The organism is Bacillus cereus group sp. BfR-BA-01380, from assembly GCF_022663535.1.
Taxonomy (GTDB): Bacteria; Bacillota; Bacilli; order Bacillales; family Bacillaceae_G; genus Bacillus_A; species Bacillus_A cereus_BB.
Map to the genome: position 1 here is coordinate 182,621 of NZ_JAKUFS010000001.1, position 16,886 is coordinate 199,506.

Here is a 16,886-nt window from a genome sequence, read left to right on the forward strand (position 1 = left end):
CTAGGTAGTTTCCCCTGTTTTGCTTATTAAAATAGTTTGTGTTACCCTTATTATTATCTCAAAAAGAACTTGTAGTGATTACTACAAGTTCTTTTTGCTTTTCTAGTTAAAATAGAGACACTTTGAAAGCACACTAGCGGCATAACGTCAAAGACGAAACGTTCTTTGCACCTCTTTCATAGAAGCATTGCGCTGCTTGACGCACCGTAATACCAGTTGTATACACGTCATCTATTAAAACGATATTCTTCCCATGAAAAGACTCTTCCGCCGCAAAATAAAAAGATCGAGAACGTCGCAATCGCTCCGCTCTTGTTTTCTTACTTTGCTTCTCTGCATCGCTTCTCATAAGAGATGTTTTCATTACCGGAATCGATAAACATGCCGCTAATAATTCTGCTTGATTAAATCCTCGTTCATATTGACGTGGTAAGCTAAGCGGAATCGGAACAATACAATTACAATGCGGAAAATACTGCCGAAAAGTATTCGCAAAAGCAGAAGCAAATATTTGCACAAGAGCTGCATCACCGCGAAACTTAAACCGAGCTAACACTTCTTTCATCCAATCATTATATACATAGACAGATCGATTTTTTACATATACATGCTGAAAATACGGATCTTGCCTCCAGCGCAAACAATCCTGACAATACTCTCCTTTCTTATATTCATCTGCTAGACATTGAAACGATCTTCCGCAATCTGCACAAATATCTCCGATAATATAAGAAAATTTTTGTTCGCAGTACGTGCATACCGCCCTCTTGTCTTGTTCAATAAAAAAAGAAAACCAGCTTGGCAAAGCAGAGACAACATCGTCGCAAAGAAGACAATGCATTAGTCAACTAACCCTTCTTGCTTCGCTCGTTTATTCATCATTTGAATTTGTTTTTTCGCTGCAACCATCGCCTCTGTCTTGCCGTAATGAAAATAGATGACATCTCCAGAAGGAGCATGACGACTGCGCCCTGCTCGTCCTGCAATTTGAACGAGCGCACTTTCTGAAAACACTTGCTCTTCTGCTCCTAACACTGCCACTTGTAAATTCGAAACAGTAACGCCCCGCTCTAAAATCGTTGTCGTCACTAATAACAGAATCTCTCCTTTTCGAAACGAAGCCACTTTCTCTTTCCGCTTTGCATCTTCCGCATGTACCCCCTCTATACGATGATCGATACATTTTAAAATAGAAACGATTTCTTCTACATAACGAACATGAGGAACAAACAAGAATATAGGATATTGTTTTTCTAAATATACACGAAGCCACCGCAAAACGTTGGAAGGTAAAGTTTTCTTCCCGATGGATTTCCGCCAATTCCCACACCAGCGAAAGATAGGTACAGGGAGGGGATAACGATGGTAGCGAGCCGGAATAATTACGCCGTTTTGTTTTCCATTACGAAGCTTTTTCTGCCACTCCCTTGGCGGCGTCGCTGTCAAATAAATAAACGAAGCATTTTCTTTACTAGCAAAGTGAACTGCGTATTGCAGTGTTTCATCCATTGAATAAGGGAAGGCATCAATTTCATCGACAATCATTACATCAAACGCCCTGTAATAACGAAGCAGTTGATGCGTTGTCGAAATAACAAGCTGTGCATTTTTAGATAAATCGTCACTTCCCCCGTATAATGCGCAAATTGAAACCGATGGGAACACCTCTTGTAAACGTGGATAAAGTTCGAGTACAACATCTGTCCGCGGCGTCGCAATACAAATGCGTTCTCCTTTATGCAGCGCTTCTTGTATACCATGAAATAACATCTCTGTTTTCCCCGCTCCGCATACAGCCCAGACGAAAAACGATTCTTTTCGCTTTACAGCCCAGACAATTCCGTCCGCAGCCTTTTGCTGTCCTTCTGATAGCTGACCGTTCCACTTCAAACAATTCGCGATCACTTCGTTTTGTATAGGACTAGTCCAGCGAACGAGCTCTGCACACTCACTCACCCTTCCCATCATGATACATTTGCGGCAATACACACAAACCTTATCGCAGCGGTAGCATAAAAATGAAAAAAATAGTCGCCGCTCCTTATTTCCGCAGCGCTGACACATATAACGAGAGTTTTTCTTTACAACACCTTTCTCATAACGAATATAACCTTCTCGCTCCAACTGATACAGTTCTTCTTTTGATACAGATACTTCCTCTAACAATAATTGACGACCTTCTAGCATCCTACTCCCCCTTTCTGTTTTACTATAAAAACATGGAAAGAGTTTGTAAAAAAGCAAAAAAGCCGATAACCTACTCTTAAAATAGTAAGCTATCGACTTTATACACGTAATTTATTTCATTAGAAATCTTAGAATCTACCGTATCCTAAGAAATGTTGTTGATTGTAAGAACTGCTCAAGCTAGAATATCCAATACCGCTATCGCCAGCGTGAATCATTTGTCCATTACCAGCATAAATACCGATATGAGATGGACCCGCTTTATACGTACCTTGGAAGAATACTAAATCACCAGGTTGTGGATCGCTAATATGCGTCGTAGAATTCCAGTATCCCGCTACATCTTGACGACCTACACCATAAACGTAAGAAATGAAACCACTGCAGTCAAATCCACCGTTAGATGGGCTTGCACTACCCCAAACATATGGCATACCAAGGTATTGTTTCGCTTTTCCAAGTATACCTACATCTGGAACTGGCCCTGGAGCTGGTGGTGGTGTTGGTTGCGGCTTAGCTTGTCCGCCGCCATTATTTGCTGGTTGTTGTGCCGGTTGTTGTGCCGGTTGTGCTGCTGGTTGTGCTGCCTGTTGTTGCGCTGCTTTCTCAGCTAAGCTTTGTAAATATAGAGCTTGTTTTTCTAGGTCTTTTAATTGACCCTCTGTGCTAGACATTCCGTTTACAACCGTTTGCATTTTTGCGCTTAACTCATCGATTGCTGTTTGTTTTTTCGCTTTCTCAGCATCAAGTTCTTTTTTCGCAGTTTCAATTTTCGCCTGTGCATCTTTTAATTCTTTTTGTTTTTCTTTTATAAGTGCTACATCTTTTTTCACTTTAGCTTGATCGTCTTGCTGCGTTTTCATAATGTCTTGGTCAGACGTAAGAATTTGTGAAACAGAAGTTAAACGATCAACTAAATCAGCAAGACTTTTAGAGTTTACAACTACTTCTGTTACAACGTTCGTGTTTGGTTTCTCTTGAAGAGCAACTAAGCGCTTTCTTAACAGTTCTTCACGCTGTGCAATTTTCGTTTGTAACTCTGCAATTTCTTTATCTTTTTGTTCAATTAATTTTTGTGCATCTTCTACTTGCTTTAGCGTCTCAGCAAGTTTCGCTTCGTTCTCTTGAACAGACTTATCTAATCCTTGAATTGTCTTCTTTAATTCATCCATTTGTTTTTGGATGCCATCACGTTCTTGTTGTTGTTTATGTAAAGTGTCTTTTTGTTGTTGAATTTGTGTATTTACATCTTCAGCAAATGCGTTTGGTGTTACTACTGAAAACATCATAAATCCTGCAGCTAATGCACAAGATGCGATTTTTATTTTTTTCATTGTGTTTTACACCGCTTTCTTTTTTCTTATTTTCCCGAATTTATCTAATAAATTTATACCATAATTACCAATGTTTTTTTGTAATGTTACGGTTTTGTAAAAGAAATGTAATATTATGCTTGTAGTTTTTTGACACTTCCATTCTAATATTGTATTTTCTTGTAGAGAAATAAAGAAATGAAACGATACTTCTTTTTCTTTTGTCTTATAATTTCAGTTCTTTTACAATTATGTAACATCCTCAAACTCTTTTATTATTACATAGAATAATTTACCAGTCCACCGTTTTTCTTTTATTTTTATATAACATTTTTATTTTCCAACATCCCATTTTATTCTATGATTTCCAGATAATTTCGTTATTCTAAAAAAATTTTTTCAATTTGTATTTATATAAAAAAATAAAAAGTGCAAGAGCACCTCCTTGCACTTTTTAGCAATAAAATCTCGAGTGGTTCAACGAATAGTATGAAGCTCCCACTCATTACAGTTTCACTTTATTAATGAACCCATTTCTCTGCCCATTTTTGTACTTCCTGCATGACACTCTCTAACGCTTTCCCTTTATCTGTTAAACCATATTCAATACGTACTGGCACTTCCGGATAAACGGCACGCACAACAATTCCTTCACTCTCTAATTCCTTTAAACGCTCTGATAACATACGATCGCTCATATTTGGAATAATATCAGCAATTTCGCGAAATCGTTTCGGTTCTTCTAATAATGATTTAATAATTAAACCTGTCCACTTTTTACTAAGAAGTGTAAATGCAGACTCGAACTTCGGACATAAACACGGATTATGTTCCATATGTTTCACCTCACCTCTATTATAAAATAGTTTCTTATAAAAAGTAAGTAAGAAAACTTATTTTTTATATTTTTACCCAAAAAAGCTCTCTGCTTGAAAGAGAGCTTCATTTTTATCCCGCTATTTGTGGGCAGTAATACTCCCACCTCAAAATTCAGCGAAAGCATTGTCCAGCTCTAGCGGCTAGAATCTCCGGTCGTTTCGCCCCCTCAGACGAGGCAAAAAGCGCCTCTCTGTCGGGTGCTCCAACGTCCTGCGATTCTGAACGAGCCGCTTCCGCTTTTCTTAAGAAGTTAGGTGGGAGATAAACTGCCCGTAAAAGCCCGATTGGTGAGGGCTGATAATCAGTGGGGGATGAAGAAACCCCCCCACTGATTAAAGTTTCACTTTATTTTGTATACCAACCTAATCCAAGTGAACCTTCGCCTAAATGTGTTCCAATTACTGGTCCGAAATGACTGATTCGAAATTCAACATGCGGGTATATTTCTTTCAATTCCCGCTCCCATTCTTTTACTTCTTCTTCTCGATTCGCATGAATAATAACAGCTTCCATTGGGATACCTTTACTTGCTTGTTCATCAAAGATTTCTACAATACGTTTTAATGCTTTTTTACGTGTACGGATTTTTTCAAATGGAATAATGATTTTATCACGGAAATATAATACCGGCTTCACTTGTAATAAACTTCCAAGAAATGCTTGTGCACCATTTAAACGTCCACCCCGCTGCAAATGATGTAAATCGTCAACAACGAAGTACGCGTCTATTGTTTTCTTCATTTCATCAAAACGAGCAATAATCTCTTCAGGACCTTTTCCTTCACTTGCCATTTTTGCGCCTTCACGTACATAAAACCCTTGTACTTCACAGCTAATTTCTGAGTCGTATGTATATACGTCTACTCCTTCTACCATTTGACCAGCTGTCGTTGCCGTCTGATATGTACCACTAATGCCACTAGAAAGATGTATGCTAATCACCGCATCATACTCTTTCCCTAGCTCTTCAAATAACTCAACAAACTTCCCAATAGCTGGTTGTGATGTCTTTGGCAGTTCTTCTTGGTCCCTGACTTTCTCATAAAAAGCTTCCGCTGTAATTTCCACTTCTTCTTGATAAGATTCATTTCCTAAAATAACATTTAAAGGAATCATATATATATTTAATTCTTCACGTACATGTTTTGGTATATATGCCGTACTATCAGTTACAATAGCTATTTTCATTTTCGTACCTACCTTATACACAGTTTTGTTATTTATTGTACATGAAAATGGAAAAAGGTGCATTAACTGACGAAAAAGCGAAAGGTTAAGATTATAAATACTATCTCACCAATTTACAACAAAAAAATTCAAATTATAATAGAAAGAGTTAAACTTCTACAAAAAAAGATTTGAAACTCAAAACTAGCCCTTTTAGAATAAAAAGTGCTGATTATTTATCTTGTAATTCCTTCACCTTCTGAGAAGCGAAAAAAGATTAAGATAGAATGAAAGTCCGATTTCATAGGGTTAACGATTAGCTTAAGTCAAAGTTGCAATTTACAAAGATAGGAGCGTATATCATTGCTATTACAATACTTTACAGTAAAAGGATATGGCGAACATGAAATAGCTATTCAAAAATCTCGCTTTATTTGCTATGTAAGCCGCGCAACAACAGAAGAAGAAGCACAAGAATTTATCCAAAAAATTAAAAAACAACATTGGAATGCAACCCATAACTGCTCCGCTTACTTAATTGGTGAACATGACCAAATCCAAAAAGCAAACGACGATGGGGAACCTAGCGGCACGGCTGGTGTACCCATTCTAGAAGTATTAAAGAAGCGTCACTTAAAAGATACTGTGGTCGTTGTCACACGTTATTTCGGCGGCATTAAATTAGGAGCAGGCGGTTTAATTCGCGCATATGGGAAATGTACAAGTGAAGGTCTCAATCATGTCGGCATCGTTGAACGAAAATTGATGCGCGTCATGAAAACGAAAATTGATTATACTTTGCTCGGAAAAGTTGAAAATGCACTACGCAACTCTATATATGCTATTAAAGACATACACTACTTAGAGCATGTCATGTTCGATACATATGTGGAGGAAGATCAAAAACAATCATTTACAGAATGGATGATTGAAATCACAAATGGGAAATGTACAATTAACGAAGATGAGATGCTATATTTAGAACAAGATATAGTGCAACACTAATTTATACTTAAAGGAGATTATTTATGGAAGATCGTTATCATCATCTCCAGAATAGAAGAACAAAAAAGAAAAGAAGACGCAAAGGGTTCATATTCCTCATTTTCGCTCTCCTTATCGGAGGCGCAGGAGTTTATGCTTATAATTCCTATTCTTCTTTAATGGGAATTTATAGCGGCATGCAGCACGATAAATCGAAACTCCGTACAGAAGATGTAGAAATTACGAAAAAACCATTTAGTCTTTTAATTATGGGAATTGAAGATTATGCAACAGGCGGTCAAAACGGAAGAACTGATTCCTTAATGTTTGCAACAATTAATCCAAATTCCAAAAAAGTGTCTTTAATGAGCATCCCACGTGATTCCCGCGTGACAATCGTTGGACGTGACAAAAAAGATAAAATAAACGCTGCTCATGCCTACGGCGGAGAAAAAATGGCGATCGAAACTGTGCAGAACTTCTTAAAAGTACCTGTTGATCATTATGTAAAATTGGATTTTAAAGGATTTAAAGGTATCGTCGATGCCGTTGGCGGCGTTACAATCGATGTTCCGTTTGATTTTTGGGAACGATCTGATGTGAACTATTACAAAAAAATCGAGTTTAAAAAAGGAAAGCAGCATTTAAACGGTGAAGAAGCATTAGCCTATGTTCGGATGAGAAAACAAGATCCAAACGGAGACTTTGGACGTGCAGCGCGCCAGCGTCAAGTACTTGGGGCGGTCGTACAGGAGTTAAACTCACCTTCTACTGTATTTAAAATAAATGATCTTGCCAAAGCAATTGGAAAGTATATTAAAACGGATATACCTGTATCTGATGGTCTTGTACTCTATAAGAAATTCTCTGGCTTTGATGCATCTAGCATTCAAACTATAAAGTTGGAAGGCGAAGATACGAAAGTAGATGGCATTTATTATTTCGTTCCAAACGAAGTAAGTGTTCAAGAAGTGCGCCAGACCTTTATACAAAACTTAGAAATACCAGACACTGCATCAGATACGCAAGAACAATCTGAAACAAAAGAACCGGCTAAACCAACTAACGGCTCGAATACAGAGCAGGAAAAACAAGAACCGGCTAAACCAACTAACGATCAAAATACAGAGCAAGAAAAACAAGAACCAGCTAAACCAACTAACGGTCAAAATACAGAGCAAGAAAAACAAGAACCAGCTAAACCGAATCATCATTCAAATACACAGGCTGGGAAGCAAGAAACAACGAAACCAAATCATCATTCAAATACACAAAAGACACCTTCATCCAACCGTCAATCAGATGAAGAATGGCAAATGTCTAAACACTAAAAACAGCTGTCTCCTTTCCAGGAGCAGCTGTTTTTTCACTTTCCAAAAATAAAATTTATTATTTAGTAAAATGTTCTACAATTGCTTTCACAATACGCTCTGACGCATGACCATCACCGTATGGATTCGATGCTTTTGCCATTGCATCGTGTGCTTCTTTATCTGATAATAGCTCGTTTGCTAAGCTAAAAATTATTTCTTCATCTGTACCAGCAAGCTTTAATGTACCTGCTTCAATACCTTCTGGTCGCTCTGTAGTATCACGCAGAACAAGAACTGGCACGCCAAGTGATGGTGCTTCTTCTTGCACACCGCCAGAATCTGTTAATATTAAGTATGAACGTGCTGCAAAGTTATGGAAATCAATTACATCAAGCGGTTCAATTAAATGAATACGATTATGCTCCCCTAAAATTTCTCCTGCAATTTCACGAACAACAGGATTCATATGTACAGGGTATACAACTTGCACGTCTTCATGTGTTTCAACAAGACGTTTAATGGCACGGAACATATTACGCATCGGTTCCCCTAAATTTTCACGGCGATGCGCTGTCATGAGAACAAGGCGATTATCTCCAACCTTCTCTAATACCGGATGTGTATACGATTCTTTCACTGTCGTTTTTAACGCATCAATCGCTGTATTTCCTGTAATAAAAATGTTTGCCTCTTTTTTGTTCTCTTGTTGTAAGTTTGTTGCAGCCTTCGCTGTTGGTGCAAAATGAAAATCTGCCATTACACCTGTTAATTGACGGTTCATTTCTTCTGGATATGGAGAATATTTATCCCATGTACGAAGGCCAGCTTCCACATGACCGATTGGAATTTGATTATAAAAAGCAGCAAGACTTGCAATAAATGTCGTCGTTGTATCACCATGTACAAGAACGATGTCTGGCTTCGCTTCTTTCATAATCTTATCTAAACCTTCTAAACCACGAGTTGTAATATCAATTAACGTTTGACGGTCTTTCATAATATTTAAATCATAATTCGGCTTAATATTAAAAATGTCCAACACTTGATCAAGCATTTGACGATGTTGTGCTGTTACTGTGACAATAGACTCAATTTGCTGTGAATGTTTTTGCAACTCTAACACGAGAGGGGCCATCTTGATAGCTTCCGGACGCGTTCCAAAAATCGTCATTACTTTCATGCGTTCTGTCATATTCAATTCCTCTCTTCTTTCAGTTTCTCAATTCATCATGTACGATAACAATTGTTATTATATATGAGAATCCAAAATGACAAAAGGGAATATTTTCTAAATAAACATATGAAACAAGTCAGCTACTTTACCAGTAGCTGACTTGTTTTCACTTACTATATCCGTCTGGATGGGATGTATGCCATTCCCAAGCTGTTTGAATCATTTCTTCAAGCGAATATTTCGCCTTCCAACCTAATTCTTTATAAATCTTCGCTGACGAAGCGATAAGCCTTGCTGGATCCCCAGCGCGGCGCTCTGCGTGAATCACATTTGCCTTCTTCTCAGTTACACGTTCACACGCTTCAATCACTTCTTTTACAGAAAATCCTTTTCCATTTCCTAAATTATATACTTCATTTGTTTTTTGTTCGTTTTGTAAACTTTGCAGCGCTAAAATGTGCGCTTCCGCTAAGTCTGTCACATGAATATAATCGCGAATACACGTACCATCATATGTATCATAATCTGTACCAAAGACAGCAATCGATTCACGTTTTCCTAATAAGTGCTGAAGCACAAGCGGAATTAAATGTGTCTCTGGCGTATGATCTTCTCCAATTGTTCCTGATACATGAGCTCCCGCTGCATTAAAGTAGCGAAGTACAACATATTTCATACCATAAGCTGCATGAAAGTCTTGTAAAATATGCTCAACCATTAATTTAGAACGCCCGTATGTATTGATTGGGTTCGTTGCAGTCTTTTCTGTAATCATATCTGTATCCGGAATTCCGTACGTTGCCGCTGTTGAAGAGAAGATAAATGATGTTACGCCATGCTCCATCATTTTCTCAAGCAACGTAATCGTTGCCGTCACGTTGTTTTTATAATATTTCAATGGATTGGAAACAGATTCCGGAACAAGACTATTTGCCGCAAAATGCATAACAGCATCAATAGAATAGTTACTAAATACACGATCTAAATCTGCCGCATTACTTAAATCTCCTACTTCTAAGATCGCTCTTTCATCAACACTTTCACGATGACCCGTTGATAAATTATCTAATACGACTACTTCAAATTTTTGATCTAACAATTGTTTCACTGTATGACTTCCAATATATCCTGCTCCGCCAACAACTAAAATCATGGTTTCTCCCCCTACGAAAAATGTATTATCGCTATAGCTCCATATCACAAGGCATTCCCATCCCTGTACAATCAAACTTCCTCTAATGGCTAGATTGTGCGAACTTTCCATCAACAAGAAAAGCATTCACGAATGGAAGTTTCCTTTATTATACATTTTTCTCAACATATATGATACGATTCTACCATGACCTTCATATAACATTTACCATCGTCCTTAAATAGGACACATACATATTTTTCTGTAAAACATCCATATTAAGACTAATTTTCATCTATAATTCGCTTTAAAAATGTCATATATTTCAGTCATTACAAATTAAAGTCATACGAAAAAAAGATTGAATTCCACTCTTTTTATGATACCATATGTTATGAGCCAAAAACTTATATTGAACTTTTTAAGTAAAAGAGAGACTTCAATACGTTAAAATATAAAAGGTGGGGTATTAATGGACTCACGAATTATTTATGCAGTTTTGGCATCTTTCATTACCGTACTGATTGCTACCCCTTTCGTAATTAAGTTAGCCTATAAGATTGGGGCAACAGACAAGCCAAATGCTCGTAAAGTACACCAAAACATTATGCCTCGTCTTGGCGGACTGGCTATCTTTATCGGAGTTGTTATAGGGTGCTTTGTCAGTGGTTTGTATGAACAGCGTATCGTATCAATTAGTATAGGTGCTGTCATCATCATTATCATTGGTATATTAGATGATATGTATGAACTATCTGCAAAAGTAAAATTCGGCGGACAACTTGCAGTCGCATTGCTAATCGTGAAAAATTTACAAATACCAGTGCTTTACATTCCAATTTTAGGAGAAACTGAACTTGGATGGCTATCTTATCCAATTACAGTATTTTGGATTGTCGGTATTACAAATGCGATTAATTTAATTGACGGACTTGACGGATTATCAGCTGGAATTTCTTCCATTGTTCTTGCAACGTTAGCTTACATGGCCGCTACCAGTGTTACTGGTGCCGGTAGTGCAATCATTTTACCGCTTGCACTCATCGTATTAGCAAGTACAATTGGATTTTTATTCTATAACTTCCATCCAGCGAAAATCTTTATGGGAGATACAGGAGCACTATTTTTAGGATACTGTATTGCGGTACTATCACTACTTGGACTATACAAAAGTGTAACATTGTTTACTTTTATCGTTCCAATTATTATTTTAGGAGTACCAATCTTTGATACAACATTTGCGATTATTCGACGCCTTGTAAATAAGAAACCAATTTCAGCACCAGATAAATCACATTTGCATCACCGCTTACTTGCAATAGGGTTCTCTCATCGAACAACGGTGCTAATTATTTATGCATTTGGTATTTTCTTTAGTGTGAATGCCATTATTTTTTCAAAAGCAACATTATGGCTCTCCATTGTTCTTCTATTCCTTCTTACTTTAATTACTGAAATTGTGGCAGAGATTATCGGTCTTGTACATGATCGCTATAAACCAATTATCTCAGTCTATAAAAAAGTAAAAAGACGTGAAGAATAAAAATAGTATAACCAATACAACATAAAAATATACAAACAGGAAAATCTCTTTAAAGAAATTTTCCTGTTTTTTTGTTTTCCAAAATATAGTTTGTTTGAGAATGTCCCCCTTGGAGCAAGATAACAGTACAATCTTCAAATTAGGGTGAGCATCATGATTAAGCAAACATTTTTCCTTATTTGTTTGTTTTCTACTATCATCTTATGTTTTCTATCACCTATGCAGGCTGCTGTTGTATCTTCATATGAGAATCGCCCTATCTCTCATTTTGAAACACAACTGCCTCATCAATATACAGCTACTCCACAAACAAAAGTAGCTTATTTGACATTCGATGATGGACCAAACAAATATACAGCACAAATTTTAAACATCTTAAAGCAAAAAAATGGAAAAGCAACTTTCTTTGTTATCGGTGGACGCGTCTCTCGTTACCCTCGAACAACAAAACGAGTCATTGAAGAAGGTCATTATCTAGGATTACATAGCATGTCTCATAATGCGAAGTACCTCTATAATGGTGACCCCTCTATTTTAGTTTCTGAAATGGAACAAGCTCGGGAAATTGTTCGGTCCATCACTGGAATTGACACACACCTCGTTCGCGTTCCTTATGGCAGCATGCCCTATTTAAAGAAAAATTATCGCGACGCTCTCGTTGCATCTCACTATAAAATGTGGGATTGGACAATCGATACATACGATTGGAAAAGCGCTCATAATCCGTCTGCCGTATTAGAACGAGTAATAAATCAAAGTGATGATCCAGTAGAAGTCATTCTAATGCATGATTCAAATGTCACTGTACAAATCTTACCAAAAGTCATTGACTATCTTCATTCACAAGGATATACACTCCTTCCTTACAATCCTTCCTCTCATTTAGAAGTGAACTTTTGGAAGGACGCAAGATTGTAACAGCTTTAGTCTCTACTAAAGCTGTTCAACTTTTATATGTATATAAAGTGAAACTTTAATCAGTGGGGGTTTTCTTCATCCCCCACTGATTATCAGCCCTCACCAATCGGGCGCATGCCAGCAGTTTATCTCCCACCTAACTTCTTAAGAAAGGCGGAAGCGGCTCGCTCAGAATCGCAGGACGCCCACGCACAGGGCGGAGAGGCGCTTTTTGCCTCATCCGAGGGGGCGAAACGACCGGAGATTCTAGCCGCTAGAGCTGGACAACAAAGAAATGTGGAAGTGGCTCGCCCAGAATTTGAGGGGGATGGAGCTTCTGACGTAGAGGTGTTTTTTACCTCGTAGGAAGAAGCGAAGCCACCGAACATTCTAGCCACTGGAACTGGACGATGCTTTCGCCGAATTTTGAGGTGGGAGTATTACTGCCCACGAATAGCGGGATAAATTAAAAAACCGACATAAAATCCCTTTCTTTTTATAGGAGGACAAGAGCATCTGGCCGTGCATAGGAGCGGTCAGGGCCTTTTCCTGCCACATGCAATGTTTTGCAAGTGCAGGTCATGATGTATTCTGCATAGCAGCAACTTATATGTCGAAACATTAAAATAGATTTATATATTTTGATATAACCAAAAAAACACCTTAAAACATGTAAAAATAAAAACCACTTCAACCAATTGAAAAGCACTTGAAATTGGTTGAAGTGGTTTTTATAATGAATTTCTTTATTAAAAATCAATTCGTTTAGAAAGAAAAAAAGGAACCTCAATGACGAGGTTCCTTTCATTCCTTCTCAATGACAAGTCATTTTGTAGAACTATTATCCGTTGAATCAAAGATAGTTAGGAGGCTATCTTCTTACATGTCTACTGTAGCATAAAAAGTTACTTCCCCAATATGCAATTTTACATATTCATTACATTCTCGACGTGTTCTTATTTACATAGATTCGGTATGATATATAAAGTGAAACTTCCATCAGTGGGGGTTTTCTTCATCCCCCACCTATCTTCCTTAGAAAAGCGGAAGCGGCTTGCTCAGAATCACAGGACGTTGGAGCACCCGACAGAGAGGTGCCTTTTACCTCGTCCGAGGGGGTGAAACGACCGAAGATTCTAGCCGCTAGAGCTGGACAACGTTTCTCTCTCAATCTTGAGGTCGGGGTCTTACTGCCCACGAATAGCGGGATAAATACAAATTGAAAAACTGCCCCTTTTTTTAATGAGCGAGAGCGTCTGGACGTGCATAGAAACGGTCAGGGCCTTTTCCTGCCACATGCCAAGTTTAAAACAAAGATAGAGAGCAAGTGGAGATCCTGTTTTGCATTGCATTCCAGCGGCTTATATGTTGAAAAAACTGTATGAAAGAAAAAGGTGACTCCTATTACTATGAAATCTAAACAAAGTATATCAAAACACTTGCAAATATTAATAGAAATCTTTCTCGTTTCCACAAAACTCGGGCTCACTTCCTTCGGAGGACCTGTTGCACATCTTGGCTATTTTCATAACGAATACGTTCAGAAGCGAAAATGGATGGATGAAAGAAGTTATGCCGACCTCGTAGCGCTTTGCCAATTCCTTCCTGGACCTGCTAGTAGTCAAGTCGGAATCGGAATTGGGTTATCACGGGGCGGTATACTTGGGGCCATTGTTTCCTGGCTTGGATTTACACTCCCTTCCGTTCTTGCGCTTGTCCTGTTCGCTTCGCTATTGCAGCAGATCGATATCGCACACGCGGGATGGATTCACGGCTTAAAGCTAGTAGCCGTAGCAATTGTCGCTCATGCATTATGGGGAATGGCGCAAAAACTAACACCAGACCGAAACCGCGCAACGATTGCAGTCATCGCTGCGGCTACTGTTCTATTATTCCAATCAGCTTGGATACAAATCATCGTTATTCTATTCGCGGGCATCGTTGGATGGCTCTTATACAGAGAGCACACAATCACAGCTGAAACAGAAATATCTATTCCAATCTCTCGCAAAGTCGCAGCGCTATGCCTATCTTTATTTTTTCTCTTATTAATAATATTGCCGATATTCCGCCCTTTCTCGCACTGGATTGCTATGTTTGATAGTTTCTATCGCTCAGGCTCTCTCGTCTTTGGCGGCGGTCATGTCGTTCTTCCGCTCCTAGAAAATGAATTTGTGTCAAACGGTTATATAACGAAAGAACAATTTCTCGCTGGCTATGGAATGACGCAAGCCGTTCCCGGACCATTATTCACATTTGCCGCTTATATCGGAGCAATCATGAACGGAGCCGTCGGGGCAACAATTGCGACAATTGCCATTTTCCTCCCCGCCTTCTTACTCGTTGTCGGCGTATTGCCTTTTTGGGATGCACTGCGCCGCAAACCATACGTACAAGGGGCTATGTTTGGTATAAATGCAGCTGTTGTCGGTATTTTACTTGCCGCTTTCTATCATCCAATTTGGACAAGCTCGGTTATGCAGCCCGCTGATTTCGTTGTCGCATTACTCTTATTTACGATGCTTACCTTCTGGAAAATGCCGCCGTGGGTCATTGTGATAATTGGTGCGATCAGCGGGATGGTTTTGTCGGTACTATAAAAGTTGGTTTTACATCCTCCTTACACTTTGGAGGACTTCATCGTCAATTTTCACAACATTCAATTTATTACTATTGCAAATTATGTTACGATTTATAGAATAAACAAATTTAGAAATAGGAGGTGCATTGCGCATGCCTAAAAGTCGGCTCTGGTTCTCTCGAATGATGATTGTTGTAATGTTTGTAGTCATTTCATGGGGACTATCTACATTTTCTTTATTTACACAACAGGAATTTAGAAAATTTATAGGTTGGGGGCATTACTATAACTATGAAGCGGATTGGAATGGGAAGCCACCAGGTATTCCAAGTGATGAAGGATATGAAATTAAAGACGACAATGAGAAACTAGAAGGTCAACCGATTCAAATGTCATGGAAAGTTAAGATTTTAGGTACTATCAATGAATCCATTCAAAATAACAAAAAATCATGGATAACTATCCTAATAATTATCACCGCAACTATCATTCTTGCTTTTCTATATTTCAAAAAGAAAAAATCAGCCGAATCCGCCTCTACTTTACGTCCTACCCAACAAACTCACACAGAAACTACTACGATAGCAGATGAACATAACAATGACATCAATTCAATTCAGAATGAAATCCGGCTAGAACTAATGAAATGGGAAAAGCAACTACCTAAACATAACAGAAGAAAACCATATGAAACCTTGCAGCAGTGGCTATTAAGACTGAATAAGCCAGCAAATATTATACCAGTCTATGAAAAAGTCCGTTACGGAGAAAAAGAATACTCAGCTAGTGATTTAGAATCAGTCAAACTTTGGGCAAAATAATAATAGGAGCGCACTCAGCAGGCACATAAGCACCTTTCGAGTACGCTCCTTTTCACGTGTTCACCAGATATATCGGCGGTATTTGCAATATATCGGCGGAAATGATACATTTATCGGCGCTTCGACACGATTTAAAGACCCTCCGACAATGTTCGACGCGCGAATCGCCCATTCACTAGAATTTCACAAGCTCCATCCCGCTCGGAAGCTTGCTCTCTGTTAAAATACGCAACTCTTCAACACGCTTCATCACATAAGACGAACATTTCATCAACTCTGCATCTACATAAGCTGGATGTACCATGATTTCAACTGTCGCTCCGTCCGCCACACGCTCTTGCAAAGTCATAAAGTAGTCGTCCTTTACACCATCTCCGTAAAAATCGTAAAAAAGCACATCAGAAAATGGACGTACCGCACGTTCTTGTTCACAGCGGCGCACTGGAAGATGATATTTCTCTGCTAATCGCTCTAATACATCATGCAAAATCGGCAGTGCATGTACATGATGATGGCTATCCAAATGCGTCGGCGTTAAACCATATGATAGAAACTTTTCAATTTGTGCAATCCACTCTCGCTCGGCGTCATATGGATCTATCCTTCCTTCCCACACCGTACTTTGCGAATGAAACGAACCATCTTCTTTTACAAGAGAAGGTACGTCAGAAAGAAGCGGTTTTCCTGCTGTTAATACAAGATGTACTCCAACTCCGAGCGTCTCATATTGCTTCGCTAATTGCACGGCATGTTCTAAACCCGGCATATTCATCATCATCGTTGTAGAATTAACAAGCCCATTCACGTGCGCATCAATAATGCCGTAATTCACACCTCTTGTTAACCCGAAATCATCTGCGTTTACAATTAATTGAATCATTACGTCCCCTCCTAG

The 16,886-nt window shown here is 38.6% G+C and carries 14 protein-coding genes; 6 read left to right on the forward strand and 8 right to left on the reverse strand.

All coding sequences use genetic code 11. From position 1 onward, the window contains the following. Window positions 1–133: 133 nt before the first annotated feature. From MR076_RS01000 to MR076_RS01020, 5 genes are all read right to left on the reverse strand, one after another. Window positions 134–841: a ComF family protein gene (locus MR076_RS01000; protein WP_242216753.1), complete on the reverse strand. Its 708-nt coding sequence runs from the start codon at window positions 839–841 to the stop codon at window positions 134–136. Further along, window positions 841–2,187: an ATP-dependent helicase ComFA gene (locus MR076_RS01005; protein ID WP_242216755.1), complete on the reverse strand. Its 1,347-nt coding sequence runs from the start codon at window positions 2,185–2,187 to the stop codon at window positions 841–843. The genes MR076_RS01000 and MR076_RS01005 overlap by 1 nt, the downstream gene beginning before the upstream one ends. A gap of 128 nt (window positions 2,188–2,315) precedes the next feature. Further along, window positions 2,316–3,521: a C40 family peptidase gene (locus MR076_RS01010; RefSeq protein ID WP_242216758.1), complete on the reverse strand. Its 1,206-nt coding sequence runs from the start codon at window positions 3,519–3,521 to the stop codon at window positions 2,316–2,318. A 500-nt stretch (window positions 3,522–4,021) separates the two neighbouring features. Beyond that, window positions 4,022–4,336, reverse strand: coding sequence for a winged helix-turn-helix transcriptional regulator (locus MR076_RS01015; RefSeq protein WP_020062835.1), 315 nt, complete (start codon window positions 4,334–4,336; stop codon window positions 4,022–4,024). Between the two features lie 388 nt (window positions 4,337–4,724). Further along, a complete protein-coding gene (locus tag MR076_RS01020; RefSeq protein WP_242216760.1) occupies window positions 4,725–5,567 on the reverse strand; it encodes a DegV family protein in 843 nt (280 codons plus the stop codon). A gap of 342 nt (window positions 5,568–5,909) precedes the next feature. On the opposite strand from MR076_RS01020, the gene MR076_RS01025 reads away from it, so the two are divergent. Together MR076_RS01025 and MR076_RS01030 are read left to right on the forward strand one after the other, a co-directional pair. Beyond that, window positions 5,910–6,551: a YigZ family protein gene (locus MR076_RS01025; RefSeq protein ID WP_242216762.1), complete on the forward strand. Its 642-nt coding sequence runs from the start codon at window positions 5,910–5,912 to the stop codon at window positions 6,549–6,551. A gap of 23 nt (window positions 6,552–6,574) precedes the next feature. After that, a complete protein-coding gene (locus MR076_RS01030; protein ID WP_396021631.1) occupies window positions 6,575–7,861 on the forward strand; it encodes an LCP family protein in 1,287 nt (428 codons plus the stop codon). A 58-nt stretch (window positions 7,862–7,919) separates the two neighbouring features. Here MR076_RS01030 and wecB read toward each other — a convergent pair whose 3' ends face one another. After that, complete coding sequence (gene wecB / locus MR076_RS01035; protein ID WP_242216764.1) at window positions 7,920–9,035, reverse strand: non-hydrolyzing UDP-N-acetylglucosamine 2-epimerase; 1,116 nt, start codon at window positions 9,033–9,035, stop codon at window positions 7,920–7,922. A gap of 148 nt (window positions 9,036–9,183) precedes the next feature. After that, window positions 9,184–10,170 (reverse strand): UDP-glucose 4-epimerase GalE, encoded by a 987-nt coding sequence (gene galE, locus MR076_RS01040; protein ID WP_242216767.1) that lies wholly within the window; start codon window positions 10,168–10,170, stop codon window positions 9,184–9,186. A 451-nt stretch (window positions 10,171–10,621) separates the two neighbouring features. Between galE and MR076_RS01045 the strand changes: the two genes are divergently transcribed. The 4 genes from MR076_RS01045 to MR076_RS01060 all read left to right on the forward strand — a co-directional run bounded on the left by MR076_RS01045 (window position 10,622) and on the right by MR076_RS01060 (window position 15,991). Then, window positions 10,622–11,692: a glycosyltransferase family 4 protein gene (locus tag MR076_RS01045; protein ID WP_242216769.1), complete on the forward strand. Its 1,071-nt coding sequence runs from the start codon at window positions 10,622–10,624 to the stop codon at window positions 11,690–11,692. Window positions 11,693–11,845: 153 nt separating this feature from the next. Further along, window positions 11,846–12,610: a polysaccharide deacetylase family protein gene (locus tag MR076_RS01050; RefSeq protein ID WP_242216771.1), complete on the forward strand. Its 765-nt coding sequence runs from the start codon at window positions 11,846–11,848 to the stop codon at window positions 12,608–12,610. 1,388 nt (window positions 12,611–13,998) lie between these two features. After that, entirely contained in the window at window positions 13,999–15,189 is a 1,191-nt protein-coding gene (locus MR076_RS01055; RefSeq protein ID WP_242216772.1) for a chromate transporter, read from the forward strand. 133 nt (window positions 15,190–15,322) lie between these two features. After that, the gene (locus tag MR076_RS01060; RefSeq protein WP_242216774.1) at window positions 15,323–15,991 is read left to right on the forward strand and encodes a hypothetical protein; all 669 of its coding nucleotides are present in this window, start codon (window positions 15,323–15,325) and stop codon (window positions 15,989–15,991) included. A 175-nt stretch (window positions 15,992–16,166) separates the two neighbouring features. On the opposite strand, the gene chbG is transcribed toward MR076_RS01060, so the two are convergent. Continuing rightward, entirely contained in the window at window positions 16,167–16,871 is a 705-nt protein-coding gene (gene chbG, locus MR076_RS01065) for a chitin disaccharide deacetylase (RefSeq protein ID WP_242216777.1), read from the reverse strand. Between the last annotated feature and the right edge of the window lie 15 nt (window positions 16,872–16,886).